Below are 18,526 nucleotides of genomic sequence, written 5' to 3' on the forward strand. Positions count from 1 at the left end.
GGGCGCGATCGCCTGGGGGCGGGGTGAACCGGGTCCACCCGCACTGGCGCGACTGCCTGGTCCGCGCGGCGCGCGGGCTGTCGCGGTGATCGGCCGGAGGTGATCGACAGGCCGTGGAGGTGGTGGAGCGAGCGGGGAACCGCGGCGACGCGGTCTCCCCGCGCCCGAGCGGCGAACCGGTTCGGGCGGGTGAACGCGCTCCTGCGGGACGCAGGCAGCGAGTGGATGTGCCCCCACTGTAACCCATCGGGCACGCGAAGAGGTGCCGCCCGACCGGGTCTTCCCGCCCGGTCGGGCGAGACCTCCGTCCCACGCGCGCCGATCACCGGGAATTGTCGGTGCTCCTCGGTAGCGTCCCGACCGTGAACGCCGAAGAGCGCATCCGCGACCTCGCCGACCGAGTCGTCAGCCTGCGCGACGCCTACTACCGCGGCTCGCCGCTGGTCGCCGACGCGGAGTACGACGCGACCGAGGACGAGCTGCGGTCCCTGATCGCCGCCAACCCCGAGCTGACCCCCGACCCCAACCCGCTCGACCAGGTCGGCGCCCCCGCCGTGCTGCACGCCCCCGTGCGGCACGCGCGACCCATGCTGTCGCTGGAGAAGGCCACCCAGCCCGAGCAGGTCGCGGCGTTCCTCGACCGCTTCCCCGGCCAACCGGTCGTCGTCATGCCGAAGCTCGACGGCCTCTCCCTCTCCCTGGTCTACGAGGGCGGCGCGCTGCTGCGCGCGGTCACCAGGGGCGACGGCACGACCGGCGACGACGTGACCCCGCTGGTGCGCGCGCTGGCCGACGGCGTGCCCACCCGCGTGCCCGCGCCGGGCCGGGTCGAGGTGCGCGGCGAGGCGGTCATGCTGCGCTCGACGTTCACCGCCTACAACGAGGCGCACCCGGACAAGCCGCTGATCAACCCGCGCAACGCGGCGGCGGGAACCCTGCGCGCCAAGGACCCGGCCACGGTCGCCGGGCGCAGGCTGCGGTTCCTGGCGTTCGAGCTGGACACCGACGCGGAGGCGGGCGCCGGGGTGGGCGCCGACCTGGAGGAGGGCCTGCGCGCGCTCGGCTTCACCCCGGCCGACATGCGCCACGCCGCCGACGCCGAGGCCGCCCAGCGGGTGATCACCGGGATCGAGACCGGCCGGGCGGACCTGGACTACGACCTGGACGGGGCGGTGCTGCGGCTGGCCGACCGCCGCGCCTACGCCGCCGCCGGGACGCGCTCGAACTCGCCGCGCGGGGCGCTGGCGTTCAAGTTCGCCGCCGAGGAGAAGACCACGCTGCTGGTGGACGTGGTCTGGGACGTGGGCAAGACCGGCAAGGTCGTCCCGGTGGCGCACCTGGAGCCGGTGTTCGTCGGCGGCACCACGGTCACCAGGGCGACCCTGGCCAACCAGGAGGTCATCAAGGCGCGCGGCGTCATGGTCGGCGACACGGTGCTGGTGCGCCGCGCGGGCGACGTGATCCCGTTCGTGGCGGGTGTGCTGGACGCCGCCAAGCGCACCGGCGAGGAGCGCGAGATCGTGCCCCCGTCGACCTGCCCGTCGTGCGACCAGCCGCTCACCGAGCAGGGCAACAGCCGCGAGCTGTTCTGCACCAACGTCTCCTGCGCGGCGCAGACCGTCCGCAGGCTGATCCACTGGGCCTCGCGCGCCGCCGCCGACATCGACGCGATCGGTCCGGTGTGGATCGAGCGCTTCGCCGAGGCCGGGCTGCTGGAGCACCCGTCTGACTTCTACCTGCTCACCAAGGAGCAGCTGCTGGAGTTCGAGCGGGTCGGCGAGACCTCGGCCACCCGCATGATCGAGTCGATCGCCGCGAGCCGGGCCGTCGGCCTGCGCAGGGCGCTGATCGGCTTCGCCGTGCCGATGGCGTCCGAGGGCACCGCGACCCGCCTGTGCCGCGCGGGCTTCGGCTCGCTGGAGGAGGTCGCGGACGCGGGCGAGGAGCGCCTGGTGGAGGTCGAGGACATCGGCCCGAAGGTCGCGGCGTCGCTGACCGAGCACCTGGCCAGGCTCCGCCCCGAGCTCACCCGGTTGCGCCAGCGCGGCGTGTCCCTGGACGTGCGCGACGAGGACCTGCCCCCGGTGGTCGCCTCGGACGCGCCGCTGGCGGGCAAGACGGTGGTGATCACCGGGGCGATCAGCGACCCGAGGTCGGGCGAGAAGGTGGCCAGGCCCGCGTTCCAGCGCCTGTGCGAGAAGGCGGGCGCGACCACGGCGTCCTCGGTGTCGGCCAACACGGACATGCTCATCACCGGGGCCGAGGTCGGCGCGGGCAAGACCGCGAAGGCGGAGAAGCTGGGCGTGGCAGTGGTGGACCAGGGGGAGATCTGGGCGCAGCTGATCGCTGCTGGGGTCGCCTGACCCGCGACGGTCGAACGGCCCGCGACGGTCGTGCGGCCCGCGACGGTCGTGCGGCCCGCGACGGTCGTGCGGCCCGCGACGGTCGTGCGGCCCGCGACGGTCGTGCGGTCGTCGCGGGGAACGGGAAGCGGGCGGCTCGGATCCGAGCCGCCCGCCCCCGGCGCCCCGCCCCGCTCAGCCCGCTGCGGGCCGTCCCGCGCCGCACCGAGCCGGGCGTCCGCGTCACGGCGTCGGCCAGCTCAGCGAGTGCTGCTCTCCCGCACGTCCCAGGTGATCGCCGTGATCATCAGCCACTCGTCGAACGCCCGCGCGCAGGACGTGCCCTGCCCGGCGACCCCGGCCCCGTGGGCCGGCGACACCTCGGCGAGGTCGTCCACCGAGTGCCGCTCGCTGCTCCCGCCCAGCTCACCGCGCTGGGCGTGCGACAGCTGGAACACCACGTCCGAGGCGTCCCGCGAGGTCAGCTCCGCGTTCGCCGGCGACCCGTCCCGCGCCCCGGCCAGCAGCCACTCCGCCCACGAGCCGAACACGTGCACCGTGGGCAGCGCGAACCCGCTCACGTCCCCGAACGTCCCGGCGGACAGCGCCACCGCCGCGCCACCGGCGTCGCGCACCGCCTCGACCCGCGTCGCGATCTCCGCCGGCGTGAGCACGTGGTCCGGCAGGTCCAGGACCACGAGCTTGCCCGCGACCCCGGTCAGCTCCTCGGGCAGCCCGCCGCCGCCGAACGCGATCCGGTGGTCGCGCGTGCCGCGCCAGTCGGCGGGCGTGTGCCAGTCCGCGCGCACCTCGCGCCCGTCGACGGCGAGCCCGAGCGCCCGCTCGGTCAGCCCGACCCCCGCGAGGTACCCGACCGAGTTCTCCCGGCCGTCGCTGTGCGCGTACATCCGGTCGTGCCTCGCGTCACCCCCGCCCCGGTACCAGACGGCCTCGCCGCCGTCCGTCCACGCGAGCACCGCGTCGTTCCGGTCGCCGCCCCGCGCCCTCGGGTCGTCCACGCCGTCCTCGACGCGCTCCCCGTCGCGCGCGTCCAGCGACACGGCGGCGCGCCCGGACACCACGAGCTCCGGGACCGCCAGCACGGTGCTCTCGGTGACCCCGTCCCGCCACGTCCGCACGCCGGCGAGCACCGCGTACCGCCCCGCGGCCAGCCGCGTCGTGCCGCCGATCTCCAGCGGGCTCAGCGCCCCGCTCCCCAGGTCGACCACGCTCATCACCGGGTGGCGCTCCGGGTGCGGCTGCGCGGGCCGGCCGTCGCGGTCCAGCAGCTGCGCGGTCACGTCGCACTGCTCGGCCTCCTGCCGCAGCAGCACCGGCGTGCGCAGCGCGACGCCGTCGGCCGAGGCCGTCAGCACCCCGCCGTGCGCGCCCACCGCCACGGCCCTGGGCGTGCCCACGACCTCGACGGCGGCCGTGCCGCCCGCCGGGACCACCAGGGACGTCGCGGACAGCGCCGTGCCCGCCAGGTCCAGCGACAGCGCCAGCGTCACCGGCTGGTCGCCGCCGTTGCGGTGGCCCACCGGGACCCGCCGCTCGGCGGTGTCCTCCCAGCGGGAGTCGACGTCCGCCGACGTGGTGCTCGCGTGCACCGGCGAGGTCACCGCGCGCGCCACGTCCACGCGACCGCCAGCGCGTCCGCCGCGACGCCCGCCGAGGTGGACACCAGCGCGGGCTTGAGCAGCTCCGCCGTCCGGTCCGGGTGCCGCTGGGCGAGGATCGCCGCCGCGCCCGCCACGTGCGGCGCCGCCATCGACGTGCCGGACATGCCGCGGTAGCCGCCGGTGCCCGCCTCGGTCGCGACGACCGAACCGCCGGGCGCGGCGCTCTCGGGCTTGGTGGCGTACCGGCCGGTGCGCGGTCCCCGGCCGGAGAACCCGGACAGCGAGTCGTCCTTCTCCACGCTGCCCACGGCCAGCGCCGAGTCGGCGGTCGCGGGCGAGCCCACGAACTCGTCGCGCCCGGAGTCGCCCGCCGCGATCACGAACAGCGCGCCGGTCTCGGCGGTGAGCGCGTCCACGGCCAGCGCCATCGGGTCGGTGTCGTCCGTCGGCCCGCTGCCGAGACTCATGTTGATCACGTCGGCGTCGGCCTCGCGGGCGGCCCACTCCATGCCCGCGATGATCCCGGCGTCGGTGCCCCAGCCGTCGAGCACCTTGCCGACGAGCAGGTCCGCCTCGGGGGCCACGCCCCGGTGCTGGCCGCCGGAGGCCGCGCCGCTGCCGCCGAGCGTGGCCCTGACCTTGCCGTTGAGCCAGATCCTGGTCTCACCCGCGTCGGCGACGCGCGGCGCGGACAGCTCGGCCCGGTAGGTCCCGGCGCCGGACTTGGGCACGTCGGTCACCCGCGCCCCGATCGAGGGCGGCACCTGCCCGGCGTCGGCGGTCGAGGACTCGGCGGCCGGACCGCGCACCAGCAGCGGCGTGGCGTCGACGCCCGCGTCGTCGTAGCCCTGCCGGACCAGGCCGGTGACGTTGAACAGCTCGACGTCCAGCCGCCCGGAGGCGACCTGCGCGGCGGCGTCGTCCGGCAGCACGTACCGGTCGCCGCCCCGCTCGCACTCGTGGAACCGCAGGTGCCCCCGGTCCGGGGCCGGCGCGGTCTCCAGGCTCCACGCGGAGCCGTGCCGGCTGGCGGTGACGACGTCGCCGGTGATCAGCGTGACGCGCCGGGTCTCGTCGGTGGCGGGGGAGGCGGGTTCGGCGGGCGCCGCGAGCGCGGCGGGGACGGGTGCGGCGGTCGCGGCGACGGTGATCGCGGCGACCGCTAGGCGGTGGAGTGGTCTCACGTCGCCTTGCGCGCCCGCCGCCGACCTGCGGGTGCGCGACGTGCTCTGGGTGACAAAACCCTTGCGCGCCAACGCTTGAGCGCCGCCCCGGCGCCCCCTGGGCCAACGGGTCGTGCCCGCTGCCGCGACGGGCCGGACCAGGGCAACCCCCGGCGCTCCGGTCGACCCGCGCGCTCTCGTGCCACCGGCGGATTGACGGGTTCCGGCCACTGTGGATGGACGTCGGGCGCCGCCTCCGGACCCCCGAAGCGCGGCCTCACCCGGAAGGGGGAACCTGAACCCCCGCGTTCTTGTCGGACCCCCTCGCTAGCGTTCCTCCCCGTCGGCACTCGACGAGGAGGAGCACGTGGCAGAACCGGGCAACCCGCCCCAGCGGGCGTTCACCGTTCCCAAGCCGTGGTGGAAGCACGTCCACCCGCGCCGGGGTGGGGGCGTGCCCAGCAAGGTCAAGGTCACCGAGGCCGGCGCCGCCGAGGGCAGGGCGATGCTGGCGACCGCGCTGGGGCGCACCGAGGGCGCCTTCGCGCACCCCGTCAGCGACCCGGCGCTCGTGCGCGCCGCCCGCGAGCACCTCGGCGGCGCGTCGAACCCGGTCGGCGCGGCGGCGGTGGCCGCGCTGGCCGCCGACGGCGTGCAGGCGCACGTGGTCGACGCCTGGGTCCACGACCACGGGCTCGCGTTCGCGGCCTGCGCCGCGCTGGAGTCGGGCGACCTGGCCGCCGTGGCGCAGCGCTACGGCGACGAGTCGGCCGCGCTCGTCCGCCTCGGCGTCGACGACTCCGGCCACAGCGGCTCGCTGCACGACCGCAAGCCGCTGCGGTGGCACGGCGAGGTGTTCCCCGAGCGCGTCCGCAGGCTGCTCGCCACGGCTTCGGACGCCGACCACGCGCTCGCCGAGGCCGCGCTGTCCGAGCGCCGCGCCACCGAGCGCGCCAAGGCGGCCTCCGCCTACCTCGTGCCCGCGCGGGCGGACTGGGTCGACGAGGCGATCACCGCGCTGGCCACCCACCGCGGCAGCCAGTGGCCCCGGCTCCTGCAGTCGGTCGGGTCCCTCGACCAGCTGCGCGCCCTGCTCGACGCGGGCGCGCCCCGCTTCCTCCTCCAGTACCCCTGGATCAGCGCCACCCTCGCCGACGCGATCGGCCCCGACTTCGCCCCGGAGATGGCCGAGCTGCTGGGCAAGGGGCCGGAGTCGTTCGTGTTCGACCGGGTCATCGAGGTCTTCCAGCAGGTCACCACCCCGGCCGTGGTCGACGCGCTCCTGGCGCACCGGGACGTCAAGCGGGTCGGGACCGCCCTGCTGGAGCTGGGCCGCAAGCACCCCGAGCTGCTGCTCGACCGGCTCGCCGCCTCCCCGCACGCCGACCTGCTGGAGGGGCACCTGCGGCGTCACCACGACCTCGCCGCCCGCGCCGACCTGCCGGAACCGGCCGCCCGGATCGCCGAGCGGGTGCTCGCCGAGCACGCCGCCGTGCCGGTCGCGGACCCGGCCGACCTGCCGCCGTTCCTGGTCGACCCGCCCTGGCGGGCCGGGCGCGCGTCCGCCGCGCTCCCGGTGGTCGCGCTGCCCGAGCCGACGCACCGGGCCGTGCGGTGGCGCGACGGCGAGCGGGAGAGCTGGGGCGCGCCCACCCGCTTCCTGCCCTCCGGACCCCGCGACTGGCCGGTGGAGCTGAAGGCGTTCCTGGCCGGTGGGATGCCCGAGTACCGCAGGCAGGAGCTGTTCGCGGCCGGGCCGGTGGACGAGCTGCGCCCCCTGCTGCCGGACCTGGTGCTCGACCCGAAGCGGTGGGACACGGACGAGTTCGGCATGTTCCTGGTGGCCCGCTTCGGCGTCGACGCCGTCCCGCCCGTGCTGACGCTGGTGGGCGCCGAGGCAAAGTACGCCGACGCGCTGCTGCCGCTGGAGTCCGTCGAGGTGGCCCGGCTGGTCGCGGCCCGCCTGCAGCGGCCCAGGAGCACCGCCGCCCGGTACGCGGCCTGGCTGCGCCGCCACCCAGGGCAGGCCGCGCGCCTGCTGCTGCCCGACGCGCTCGGCGCGCCCGGAGCAGGCAGGGACGCCGCCGAGGAGGTGCTGCGCCGCCACCCCGACCACGCCCGCGTGGCCGCCGCCGAGCACACCCCCGAGGCCGTCGCGGCCGTGGAGGCGCTGCTCGCCGTCGACCCGCTGGACCTGGTGCCCGCGAAGCCGCCCGTGCCCGGAGCGTGGTGCGAGGTGACCGCCCTGCCCAGGCTGCTGCTGCGCGACGGCCGCGCGCTGCCCGACGAGTCGGTGCGGCACGTGACCACGATGCTCGCCATGACCGGCCCCGACACCCACTACGCCGGGCTGGACGCGCTGCGGGAGCTGTGCGACCCGGCGTCCCTGGTGGAGTTCGCGTGGGCGGTGTTCGAGCTCTGGACGCTCAACGCCATGCCCGCCAAGGACTCCTGGGCGCTGACCGCGCTGGGCGTGCTCGGCGACGACCGCGTGGTGCGGCGCCTGGAACCGCTGATCCGGGCGTGGCCGGGGCAGTCGCAGCACCACAACGCCGTGCGCGGGCTCGACGTGCTGGCCAGGATCGGCACCGACACCGCCCTGATCGCGCTCAACGGCGTCGCGCAGCGCGTGAAGTTCGCCGGTCTCAAGGGGCGCGCCGAGGGCAAGGTCGCGGAGATCGCCGAGGACCTCGGGCTGACCGGCGAGCAGCTGGCCGACCGGCTCGTCCCCGCGTTCGGCCTGGACGAGGAGTCCGCGCTGGTCCTGGACTACGGGCCGCGCCGGTTCACCGTGGGCTTCGACGAGTCGCTGCGCCCGTTCGTGCTGGACGGGGCGGGCAAGCGGCTCAAGTCGCTGCCCAAGCCCGGCGCGAAGGACGACCCGGAGCTGGCGCCCGCGGCGAGCAAGCGGTTCGGGCAGCTGAAGAAGGACGTGCGGACGGTGGCGTCGCTGCAGATCGCCCGCCTGGAGGCGGCGATGGTGGAGGGGAGGCGGTGGAGCGCGGCGGAGTTCCGCGACTTCCTGGTGGGGCACCCGCTGGTGGTGCACCTGGTGCGGCGGCTGGTGTGGGTGGTCGACGGCGGCGGGGCGTTCCGGGTCGCGGAGGATCGGGGGTTCGCGGACGCGCGCGACGAGGCGGTGGTCCTGCCCGACGACGCGCGGGTGGGCGTGGCGCACCCGGTGCACCTGGGCGACGAGGTCGCGGAGTGGCGCGGGCTGTTCGAGGACTACACCATCCTGCAACCGTTCTCCCAGCTGGACCGACCGGTGCGCGCGCTCGCCGAGGGGGAGGCCGGGGCGCGCTCGCTGGACCGCTTCGTCGGCGCGGTGATCACCACGACCCTGCCCGCCCTGCGCAAGCGCCGCTGGGAGCTGGGTCCACCCCTGGACGCGGGCATCATCTCGACCCTGCACCGCCCGCTGCCGGGCGGGGGAGTGGTGAACGTGCAGCTGGACCACGGTATGGGCCGCGAGGAGTGGCACAACTGGCACGGCGAGGGGTTCCGGTCGGTGACGTTGCAGGGCGTGGACGCGTTCGGCGAACTGGACCCGGTGACGGTGTCTGAGCTGCTGGACGAGCTGATCGTGATGACGGCGGAACGGGCGGAGGGGGAGTAGGGGCGGGGGAGGCTGAGGCAAGGGAGGTTGCGGCAAGGGAGGCGGAGGCAGGGGAGGCTGAGGCAGGGGAGGCGGCGGCAAGGGGCAGGACAACGCCTGGGGCGGGGTGAGGCCGGGGCGGGGGTGCGGGTGCGTTCACGGGACTGGGCGCGCCCGCCCGCCGCTGCCCGCGCCGCCGCCCCGTTCAGACTCCTGTAGCAGCCGCCGTCCCGTTCAGACCGCCCGTGTCGCCGCCGGGTTCAGCCGCCCGCGCCGCTGCCTACCCTCAACCCACCCGCACCGCCGCCGCCATCCGCCGGACCGCTTCGGTGAGCACTTCCGGTGACGTGGCCAGGTTCAGCCGCGCGTGCCCCGCGCCGCCCGTGCCGAACCCCGTCCCCGACGTCAGCGCCACCCGCCCGCGCTCCAGGAACCCCGCGGCCGGGTCGTCGCCCAACCCCAAGCCCCGGCAGTCCAGCCACGCCAGATAAGTCCCCTCGCCCGGCGCGTACCGCACCCCCGGCAGCTCCTCCGCCACCAGCTCCCCGAGCAGCCGCCGGTTCGCGTCCAGCCCCGCCAGCAGCGCGTCCAACCACGCCCCACCCTCCCGCAGCGCGGCGGCGTGCGCGATCACCCCGAGGTGGCTGGGCCCCTCCTTGACCCACTCGGGGAACAGCCCCAGCTCCTCCTCCGCCCCCGCCCCGGCCACCACCACCGCCGCCTTCAGCCCGGCCAGGTTCCACGCCTTCGACGCCGACAGCACCGCGAACCCCCGCTCCGCCCCCGGCACGCTCAGGTAGGGCGTGAACCGCGCCCCCGGCAGCACCAGCGGCGCGTGGATCTCGTCCGACACCACCCGCACCCCGAACCGCTCGGCCAGCGCCGCGACCTCGGCCAGCTCCTCGGCCCGGTGCACCGCCCCGGTCGGGTTGTGCGGGTTGCACAGCAGGAACACCGGCCGCGACCCGTGCGCGCCCGCCACCCGGAACGCCTCCTCCAGCGCCGCGAACCCGATCCGCCCGTCCACCCCCAGCGGCGCCTCCACCACCCGCCTGCCGGTGTGCGCGACGAACTGGAAGAAGGGCGGGTAGACCGGACTGCTGACCACCACGGCGTCCGAGGCCGACGAGAGCACGTCGAGCACCTCCAGCACCCCGCGCATCACGTCGGCGACCGGCGACACCCGCCCGGCCACGACACCGGCCCACCCCCACCGCTCGCGGGCGAACCCGTCCAGCGCCTCGGCGTACGCCCCGCCCGCCGGGTACCCGGTGTCGCCGAGCGCGACGGCGTCGGCGATCGCCCGCACGACCGGCGCCGCGAGGTCGACGTCCATCTCCGCGACGAACACCGGCAGCACGTCGTCGGGGAAGGTGCGCCACTTCTCGCTCGTGCGCGCCCGGAGCCGCTCGGGGGAGAGCCCGGTCAACGGGTTCGGCACGTCCACGTCATCGCCGCTCACCCCGCCGAGGGTACTGCCGGGGCCACCCCCGCCCCGCCTCCTCGCCGCCACCGTCACCGCGCTGGCCGCCACCGCCCTCACCACCGCCTGCGCCGACACCCCCGAACCCGCCCAGCCCCGGCAGCCCTTCGCCCTGACCCCCTGCGCCGACCTGCCGGACCTGCCGGACCTGCCCACCGCCCAGTGCGGCAGCATCACCGTCCCGCTCGACCGCGCCAACCCCGGCGGCCCCGGCACCTCCACCCTCGACTTCTCGGGCCACCTCTACGCCCAGGGCCTCGCCATCGGCGAGTGCGGCGAGCAGCTCGGCGACCGCTCCCCGCAGCACAGCACCACCACCGCCGCCGTCGCCGACGACATCCGCGCCGGACCGGGCATCGAGAAGCTGGACCTGTTCGGCGACTCCTACGGCACGTTCCTGATGGCCACCCACGCCCAGCGCCACCCCGAGCGCACCGCGTCCGCGGTCCTGTCCGGCGCCTACTCGGTCACCGGGCGCACCGAGGGCGCGATGGGCGCCGCCGCCCTGCGCCGCGCCATCACCCTGGTCCGCGAGCGCACCCGGCAGTGCGACGGCCCCACCGCCCTCGCCGACCTCTCCGCGCCGGCCACCGCCCTGCGCGCCGCTCCATCCACTGTGGACGTCGAGCTGAACGGCTCCGCCCGCCAGGTCCCGCTGGACGGGCGGCAGCTCGCGGGCGCGGTCGGCAAGGCGTTCTCCAGCGCCCCGGACCCCGAGGTCCAGGTGGGCGTCGCCACCCCCGCGCCCGCCGCGCGGTCCGGTGACCTGACCGCGATCCGCGCCCTGGTCACCCGCTACCTCACCACCGAGGTCGAGACCGCCGCGGCCGGTGTCCGGGCCTGCACCGTCGCCGCCGACTGGTCCGTCAGCTGCCACGACTACCCGGAGCCCTTCGCGGGCGACGACAACGACAACGACCGCGAGGCGGCCTACGAGCGCGGCCTGGCCGCGCTGGACGACGCCGACTTCGCCCCCTCCTCCGCCGAGGCCTGGAGCACCCGAGGCTCCTACGACTCCGGCGCCTGCCTGAAGTGGCCGCACGCCCCGAGCCGGGGCGCCCCGTTCCAGGCGGGCGCACCGATGTCGAACGCCCCGGTGCTCGTCCTCAGCGGCGATCTGGACGCCAACACCCCGGTCGAAGCGGGCAGGCAGGCCGCCGCGCAGTTCCCCGACGCCGAGGTGGTCGAGATCCCCGACGACGGGCACACGCCGTCGGTCAGCGAGGGCGGCATGGTCCGCATCCTGGAGTTCTACGCGGCGCGATGAGCGCCGGAGGGGGCGTGGCGCGGAATTCCTGGCTGATCGCCCTGGTGTGCGTGATCGGCGACGTCAGCGCCCTGCTGGCGTTCGACGAGCTCGCCGCCCGCATCTGCGCCGCGCTGCTGCTGGGCGGTCCGGACGTCGGCGTCGACGGCCGGGTCGGCAACGCCACCGGTCTGGTCGCCGCCGGGTACCTGGCCGGGGCGTGGCTGCGCGGCCGGTGGTCCTGGGTGGCGCCGGGCGCGCTGGTGCTGGGGGTGCTGGGGGCGCGGTGGACCGCCGTGCCCCCGGAGCTGGACACCGCCGCCGTGCTGGCCGTGGAGGCGCTGACCAACGCGCTGCTGCCGTGGCCGGCCGCTGCACCTCCGACCGGATCGCGTTCCTGGAGGAGGTCAAGCGCAAGCGGCGCGACGCCGAGGAGCAGGTGGCCCGCGCGCTCGCCGAGGAGCGCGGCGCACTGGCCCGCGAGCTGCACGACACGATCTCGCACCACGTCAGCGCCATCGGCGTGCACGCCGGCGCGGACCGGCTGCCGGACTCGCTGGACGTGGCCGCCTACCGGGTCGCGCAGGAGCTGCTCACCAACGCGCTGCGGCACGGGGACGGCGAGCGCGTGGAGCTGCGGATCACCCAGAGCGCCGCCGAGCTGGTGGTGTCCGTGGTCAACGGCGTGCGCCCCGGCCCGCCCGCGCACGGCACCCGCCGGGGGCTGGACGGGGTGCGGCGCCGCGCGGCACTGTTCGGCGGCGGCGTGGTGTGCGGGCCCGGGGGCGGCTCGTGGCGCGCCACGGCCACGTTCCCCCCGGAGGCGACGCCACGGCGGCGATCCTGGCCGCCGGGTCGGCCACCAGGGTGCTGCTGCTGACCACCTACGACGACGAGTACGTGCACCGCGCGCTGGAGCTGGGCGCCGGCGGGTTCCTGCTCAAGAGCACCCCGGCGCACGAGCTGGTGGCCGCGATCCGGGTCGTGGCTGGACCTGCGCGACCGCGTGCAGGCCGCCGTGTACGCCAACCGGCACGGGCTGGCCCCGCGCTGGGACGGCCGCCCCGCCCGGTGACCACCCCGCAGCCTCCGCTTGCGGCACCCCGAAACCCCGCGCCCGCACCTGGTGATCACCGGCGTCCGAGCGCCGTATGAACCGGTTGTGCGAACTTCACTGGGGGAATCACCGAATCGGAATCCCGGCTCCTCGCCGGTCCGCCGACTGCGCCGGGCGGCGGGCCTCGCCCTGGCCGCGCTGCTCGCGCTGCCCGCCGTCACCGCCGCCACGGCCACCACCGCGGCCGCCGATCCCGGCAGCGGCGGCAGGCTCACCTGGAACGCCTGCCAGGACGGGTTCCAGTGCGCGACGCTGGAAGTCCCGATGGACTACACCAACGCCCTGGGCGCCGCGGTCGACCTGGCCGTCATCAAGCTGCCCGCCACCGACAAGACCCGGCGCGTGGGCACCCTGTTCGTGAACTTCGGCGGCCCCGGCGCGTCCGGGCTGCAGCGGATGCGCGAGCGCGGCCGGTGGCCGTGGCTGTTCTCGGCGGAGCTGCGGGCGAGGTTCGACGTGGTCTCGTGGGACCCGCGCGGCATCGGCGCGAGCACCGCCGTGCGCTGCTTCGACACCCTCGCCGAGCAGCAGGCGTACCTGGGGTCGATGCCCGAGCTGCCCGGCGACCCGAGCGGCGAGCCCGCGTTCTTCGCGGCGTCCCGCGACCTCGCCGAGCGCTGCGGCGAGGAGGCGGGCGACCTGCTGGAGCACGTGTCGTCCGCGAACACCGCCCGCGACCTGGACAGGCTGCGCCAGGCCCTCGGCGAGGACAAGCTGACGTACCACGGCATCTCGTACGGCACCCAGCTCGGCGCGATCTACGCGAACCTGTTCCCGGACCGGGTCCGCGCGATGGTGTTCGACGGCTCCATGGACTTCGTCGGCAACGTCACCGGCCACGGCGACCAGGGCACGACGGTCCCGCTGGACACCAGGCAGGGCGTGTCGGACGCGATCGCCGAGACGTTCGACGAGTTCCTGCGGCTGTGCGCGGAGGCCGGTGACGCCTGCGCGTTCGGCGGGGGCGACCCGAGGGCCAAGTGGGAGGCGGTCATGGCGCGCGCCGAGCGCGGCCCGATCACCGTCCAGGGCGAGGACGGCCCGCAGACGTGGACCCGGTCGGCGATCTTCACCACGGCGGGCGACCTGTCGGCGCTCAGCGGGTGGCCGGACATCGCCGCGCTGCTCCAGAGCCTCCACGAGGCGGTGCGGGCCGAGGCGATGTCCGCCGAACCCGCCGCCACGCGCGCCGCCACCGCCACCGCCGCCCCGCGCGAGCTGTACACGTCGAACCGCACCGAGGCGTTCAACGCGATCCAGTGCGTCGACAGCGACTTCCCGACCGACGAGTCGGTGTACCGCGCGCACGCCGCCTCGGAGGACCGGCGGGTGCCGCACTTCGGCCGGATCGGCGTGCTGGACATGATGAGCTGCGCGTACTGGCCCGCCCGCGACGCGAACCGCTACACCGGCCCGTGGAACCGCTGGACCTCGGCGGAGATCCTGGTGATCAACAACCGCTACGACCCGGCGACCCCGCTCGCGGGCGCGCGGGCGGGCGCCGCCCAGCTGGCGCGGGCGCGGGTCTTCGTCACCGAGGGCCACGGCCACTCGACCATGCTGTCCCCCAGCACCTGCACCGAGCGGGTGAAGCTGGACTACCTGGTCAGCGGGGCGTTCCCGGCGGCGGGCACCCGCTGCGGCAACGACGCGCCGAACCCGTTCACCTCCTGACCCCTCCCACCCCCGAGGGCCGTCCCGCCGTTCGCGCCGGGGCGGCCCTCGGCCGCGTTCCGGTGCCCCGGCAGGGCGCGCCGAACACCTCCCAGGCACCCTTGTCCCAGGACCCCGGCGGACCGACCGCCCCCGTGAGCACCCTGAGGACCCGCACGTGACGCTGCCCTACGGCCCGGACGACGACCAGGCCGCCTACCAGTACGTCAACGCCGCGCTGCGCAGCCGTGACGCCGAGGCGTGGCGGCTGCTGGCGCTGGAGACCAACGTCGAGCAGACCGACCGGGTGCTGCGGGCCATCCTGGACCGCATCGCGGTGGCGCGGGCGCACCGGTCGGCGTCGCGGGCGAAGACCAGGGCGAAGGCGCGCGACGGCGAGATCAGCCAGGAGGAGTACCAGCGCGAGACGGCCGAGGAGGCCGAGCGCGTGCAGAAGACGATCAACTTCGAGGCGCTCGTCCGCGAGCACCACCGGCTGATCGCCCCGGCGGCGCGCAGGCTGCGCGGCGACGACGTGCGCGACGAGCTGCTCAACCTGGTCCTCGCGCTGGGCGGCGCGGTGGCCGCGCACCGCGAGGCGGTCCTGTCCGACGGCCTGAAGCCCACGGCGGCCGACGAGGCCCTGTGGGACCGCCTGGCCGCGCTGGACGTGCCCAGCACGAAGGAGGGCGAGGGCCGCAGCACGGTGGAGGAGCTGGTCAAGCGGCACACGTCCGGCCAGGACGACCTGGGCCGGGTGCTCGCGGAGATCGTCCTGGACGTCGCGGGCGACGCCCCGTCGGTGCCGCGCGCGGCGCTGGTGGGCCCGTGGAAGAAGGCCGTGTCGCCGATCCTGGGCACGGAGGAGAAGGGCGAGTTCGCGGCGAAGGGCAAGGGCTCCCTGGTCACGGAGAAGCTCCGCAAGACCCTGGGGCACCTGGAGCGCAAGGGCCTGGTCAAGCGCGGTGGAACGGGGCAGGACCAGCGCCTTGAGGTCCTGGACCGGGCCGGGCTGGAGGAGTTGGCGGACAGCTAGGCGTTCGGGTGCGCGCGCCTGGTCGGGTTCCCCGGTCAGGTGGGCGGAGAGGGCGGAGAGGACGGCGAGCGCGGCCGGAGGGAGTGCCCCGGCGCGTCCGCCCCACCCCGGACGAGCCGACCGCTTCGGTCATCCGGAGCAACCGGGCGTCCGCACGCCCCGTCCCGGTGGGTCCCCGCTGCGACATCCGGTCCCGGCCGGTCGGCCGCACGGGTTCGTCCGGCCAAACTACTGGCATCAATTCCGACCGGCTGGTAGAAAACGCTATGGGAGCGCTCCCATACGCCACTCCACAGGTCAGGAGCTCGAAGATGAGCACGCTTTCCGTCCAGCTCTACTCGGTGCGCGACGCCTTCGCCGAAGACCCGTCGGCCACCCTCGCCAAGCTCGCCGAGATCGGCTTCACCAACGTGGAGCCCTTCAAGCTGGTGGAGAACGCCTCCGCCCTGCGCGCCCTGCGCGAGCACGGGCTGTCCGCCCCGACCACGCACGTCAGCCTCGTCGGCGCCGAGCTGAACCCGGTCTTCGACGCCGCCGCCGAGCTGGGCGTCACCACCCTCATCGACCCGTTCATCGCCGACGAGAAGTGGCGCGACGCGGGCGACATCGCCGCCACCGCCGACGCCCTCAACGCCGCCGCCGAGGCCGCCAAGGGCCACGGCCTCACCGTCGGCTACCACAACCACTGGTGGGAGCTGGCCAACCGCGTCGACGGCCGCGCCGCGCTGGAGGTCCTGACCGACCACCTGACCCCCGACGTGGTCCTGGAGGTCGACACCTACTGGGCCGCCGCCGGTGGCGAGGACGCCCCGGCCCTGCTGCGCCGCCTCGGCGAGCGCGTCGTCGCCCTGCACGTCAAGGACGGCGGCCTGGCCACCGACGCCACCGGCCAGGTCCCCGCCGGTCAGGGCAGCGTGCCCGTGGCCGACGTGCTCGCCTCCGCCCCGAACGCCCTGCGCGTGGTCGAGTTCGACGCCTACAGCGGCGACCTGTTCGAGGGCATCGCCGCCAGCCGCGCGTTCCTGCTCACCCTGGAGGACGCCAAGTGAGCACCGGACCCGTCGGCGTCGGCGTCATCGGCGCGGGCACCATCAGCGACACCTACCTGGAGAACCTGACCGCGTTCGCCGACACCCGCGTCGTCGCGGTCGCCGACCTCGACCCCGAGCGCGCCGCCGCCCAGGCAGCCAAGCACGGCGTCGAGCGCTCCGGCACCGTCGAGCAGCTGCTCGCCGACGGCGAGGTGGAGCTGGTCGTCAACCTGACCATCCCCGCCGCGCACGTCCCCGTCGGCATGGCCGCGCTGGACGCGGGCAAGCACGTCTGGTCCGAGAAGCCCCTGGGCCTGGACCGGGGCAGCGTCGAGCTGCTGCTGGCCAAGGCGCGCGACGCCGGGCTGCGGGTGGCCTGCGCGCCCGACACCGTCCTCGGCCCCGGCCTGCAGACCGCGCGCCGCGCCATCGACGCCGGTCGCATCGGCCAGCCGCGCTCCGCGCTCGCCCTGTTCCAGACGCCGGGCCCGGAGAGCTGGCACCCGGCGCCGGAGTTCCTGTTCCAGACCGGCGGCGGCCCGCTGCTGGACATGGGGCCGTACTACCTGACCTCGCTGGCCACCGTGTTCGGCCCGATCGACCACGTCACGGCGGCGGGCGGCCGGGCGCGCGAGACCCGCGTGATCGGCTCCGGCCCGAGGGCGGGCACCGAGTTCGAGGTGACCGTCCCGACGTCGGTGTCCGCGCTCGTGTCCTTCGAGGGCGGCGGCAGCGCGCAGCTCGTGCTCAGCTTCGACTCCGCGCTCGTGCGCACCGGGTTCGTCGAGGTCAGCGGCACGGCGGGCACCCTGGTGCTGCCCGACCCGAACCGGTTCGACGGCGTCACCGCGCTGCACGCGCCGGGCGCGGAGAAGGAGGACCTGGAACCGGTCGGCGCGCTGGCCGGGCGCGGCACCGGGGCGCTGGAGCTGGCGCGGGCCATCCGCGCGGGCGTGCCGGAGCGGGCGTCCGGCGAGCTGGCCGCGCACGTGCTGGACGCGATGCTCGCGATCGCCGAGTCGGTCGAGTCCGGCCGCACCGTGGAGGTCGCCAGCACGTTCGCCGTGCCGCCCACCCTCCCCGAGGACTGGGACCCGTTCGCGGCGACCCTCTGAGGTCGGTCCTCTGAGGTCGGCCCTCGGAACCCGGTGGGGCGCTCTCGGGCGCACCACCGGGTTCCGCGCGTCAGTCGAGGTCGAGCGGGTCGGCCAGGACCGTGCGCAGGTGGGCGCGCAGCACGCCGACCAGGTCGACGTCCTCCGGCGAGGTGAGCCACTGCACCTGCAGGCCGTCCATCAGCGCGATGAACACCAGCGCGGCGCTCTTGGGCTCCACCCCGTCCCGCAGACCGCCGGACGCGGCCAGCACCTCGAACGACTCCAGGACGCCCTCGCGCGCGCCCCGGTAGTGCTGGACGAAGTACTCGTGCGCCGGGTGGTCCGGGCTGGTCGCCTCCGCCGCGAGGCGCGAGTACAGGTCGACGATGCCGGGGTGCGCGGCGTTGTGCGCGGTCAGCGCGAGGTACTGGCGCAGCACCCGCGCGCCGGGCGGGCCGGAGGTGAGCTGCTCGCGCTCGACGTCCTCGGCGTCCCTGCGCTCCAGGACGGCGGCGAGCAGCGACTCCTTGGTGGGGAAGTGGTAGATCAGCCCCGCGTGCGAGATGCCCACCCGCTTCGCTGTCTCGCGCAGCGAGGCGCCGTGGTAGCCGACCTCGCCGTACAGCTCCATGGCCGCCGTGATGATGTCCTCCCGGCGGATCCGGCCTTTGAGATAACCCCCGGTCACAGGACCGGGACGAGGTCGTGGTGGCGCATCCGGCCATCATGCCGCACCCCCGCGCGCACGCCACCGGCGGTCGGAAGGGCGGGGTCACGGGGCCGGGGGCAGCCCCAGCGCCTCGCACGGGGCCGACCGCCACGACCGCACCACGGCCCGGTCGCCGTCCACGCACACGGTGGGGGTGGGGTCGGAGGTGAACACGCCGTCGCAGGTCCGCACCGCCCGCGCCCGCACGCCGCCGGGGCCCTTCGGGAGCGAGGCCCACACGGCGGCGCCGTCCTCGGGTTCGCAGGTCACGCGGACCACGGTGTTCCCGGTCAGCAGCTGGGTGGTCAGCATGACCCCGGCCGGTAGCAGCAGGGCGGCCAGCGCGGCGAGCAGGGGGAGGGTCAAGCGGGCGCGGGAGTTGGCCTTCCGGGCGAGTCGATCGTCCGAAGTGGACTCAACTGGTCGTTG

The 18,526-nt window shown here is 75.8% G+C and carries 13 protein-coding genes; 8 read left to right on the forward strand and 5 right to left on the reverse strand.

Features of this window, described 5'->3' with window-relative positions:
- The first annotated feature begins 362 nt into the window (after positions 1–362).
- The gene (gene ligA, locus AMIR_RS14815) at positions 363–2,363 is read left to right on the forward strand and encodes an NAD-dependent DNA ligase LigA (RefSeq protein ID WP_041837810.1); all 2,001 of its coding nucleotides are present in this window, start codon (positions 363–365) and stop codon (positions 2,361–2,363) included.
- A 239-nt stretch (positions 2,364–2,602) separates the two neighbouring features.
- Here ligA and AMIR_RS14820 read toward each other — a convergent pair whose 3' ends face one another.
- Both AMIR_RS14820 and AMIR_RS14825 read right to left on the reverse strand, forming a co-directional pair.
- Positions 2,603–3,982 carry a hypothetical protein gene (locus AMIR_RS14820; RefSeq protein WP_041836772.1) on the reverse strand — a complete coding sequence of 460 codons (1,380 nt, stop codon included), beginning with the start codon at positions 3,980–3,982 and terminating at the stop codon, positions 2,603–2,605.
- The gene (locus AMIR_RS14825) at positions 3,961–5,148 is read right to left on the reverse strand and encodes a S8 family serine peptidase (protein WP_041836773.1); all 1,188 of its coding nucleotides are present in this window, start codon (positions 5,146–5,148) and stop codon (positions 3,961–3,963) included. The genes AMIR_RS14820 and AMIR_RS14825 overlap by 22 nt, the downstream gene beginning before the upstream one ends.
- Before the next feature lie 346 nt (positions 5,149–5,494).
- Here AMIR_RS14825 and AMIR_RS40285 point away from each other — a divergent pair, with 346 nt between their 5' ends.
- On the forward strand, positions 5,495–8,746 hold the full coding sequence (locus AMIR_RS40285; protein ID WP_015801775.1) for a DUF4132 domain-containing protein: 3,252 nt from the start codon (positions 5,495–5,497) through the stop codon (positions 8,744–8,746).
- A gap of 265 nt (positions 8,747–9,011) precedes the next feature.
- On the opposite strand, the gene AMIR_RS14835 is transcribed toward AMIR_RS40285, so the two are convergent.
- Positions 9,012–10,187: a MalY/PatB family protein gene (locus AMIR_RS14835; RefSeq protein WP_041836774.1), complete on the reverse strand. Its 1,176-nt coding sequence runs from the start codon at positions 10,185–10,187 to the stop codon at positions 9,012–9,014.
- Here AMIR_RS14835 and AMIR_RS42735 point away from each other — a divergent pair.
- The 6 genes from AMIR_RS42735 (at position 10,117) to AMIR_RS14865 (ending at position 17,406) form a co-directional block, all read left to right on the forward strand.
- Positions 10,117–11,475 (forward strand): alpha/beta hydrolase, encoded by a 1,359-nt coding sequence (locus tag AMIR_RS42735; RefSeq protein ID WP_015801777.1) that lies wholly within the window; start codon positions 10,117–10,119, stop codon positions 11,473–11,475. The two genes, AMIR_RS14835 and AMIR_RS42735, sit on opposite strands and share 71 nt — an antisense overlap.
- Positions 11,476–11,815: 340 nt before the next feature.
- Complete coding sequence (locus tag AMIR_RS41850) at positions 11,816–12,334, forward strand: sensor histidine kinase (protein ID WP_015801778.1); 519 nt, start codon at positions 11,816–11,818, stop codon at positions 12,332–12,334.
- Between the two features lie 282 nt (positions 12,335–12,616).
- Positions 12,617–14,245: an alpha/beta hydrolase gene (locus AMIR_RS14850; RefSeq protein ID WP_015801779.1), complete on the forward strand. Its 1,629-nt coding sequence runs from the start codon at positions 12,617–12,619 to the stop codon at positions 14,243–14,245.
- A gap of 157 nt (positions 14,246–14,402) precedes the next feature.
- The gene (locus tag AMIR_RS14855) at positions 14,403–15,260 is read left to right on the forward strand and encodes a hypothetical protein (RefSeq protein ID WP_015801780.1); all 858 of its coding nucleotides are present in this window, start codon (positions 14,403–14,405) and stop codon (positions 15,258–15,260) included.
- A gap of 311 nt (positions 15,261–15,571) precedes the next feature.
- A complete protein-coding gene (locus tag AMIR_RS14860; RefSeq protein WP_015801781.1) occupies positions 15,572–16,309 on the forward strand; it encodes a sugar phosphate isomerase/epimerase family protein in 738 nt (245 codons plus the stop codon).
- Complete coding sequence (locus tag AMIR_RS14865) at positions 16,306–17,406, forward strand: Gfo/Idh/MocA family protein (RefSeq protein WP_015801782.1); 1,101 nt, start codon at positions 16,306–16,308, stop codon at positions 17,404–17,406. The genes AMIR_RS14860 and AMIR_RS14865 overlap by 4 nt, the downstream gene beginning before the upstream one ends.
- 70 nt (positions 17,407–17,476) lie before the next feature.
- Here the strand turns inward: AMIR_RS14865 and AMIR_RS14870 are convergent, their stop codons facing one another.
- Both AMIR_RS14870 and AMIR_RS14875 read right to left on the reverse strand, forming a co-directional pair.
- Positions 17,477–18,076 carry a TetR/AcrR family transcriptional regulator gene (locus AMIR_RS14870; protein WP_015801783.1) on the reverse strand — a complete coding sequence of 200 codons (600 nt, stop codon included), beginning with the start codon at positions 18,074–18,076 and terminating at the stop codon, positions 17,477–17,479.
- 84 nt (positions 18,077–18,160) lie between these two features.
- Positions 18,161–18,463 carry a hypothetical protein gene (locus AMIR_RS14875; RefSeq protein ID WP_187313516.1) on the reverse strand — a complete coding sequence of 101 codons (303 nt, stop codon included), beginning with the start codon at positions 18,461–18,463 and terminating at the stop codon, positions 18,161–18,163.
- Between the last annotated feature and the right edge of the window lie 63 nt (positions 18,464–18,526).

Source organism: Actinosynnema mirum DSM 43827 (genome assembly GCF_000023245.1).
Lineage (GTDB): Bacteria > Actinomycetota > Actinomycetes > Mycobacteriales > Pseudonocardiaceae > Actinosynnema > Actinosynnema mirum.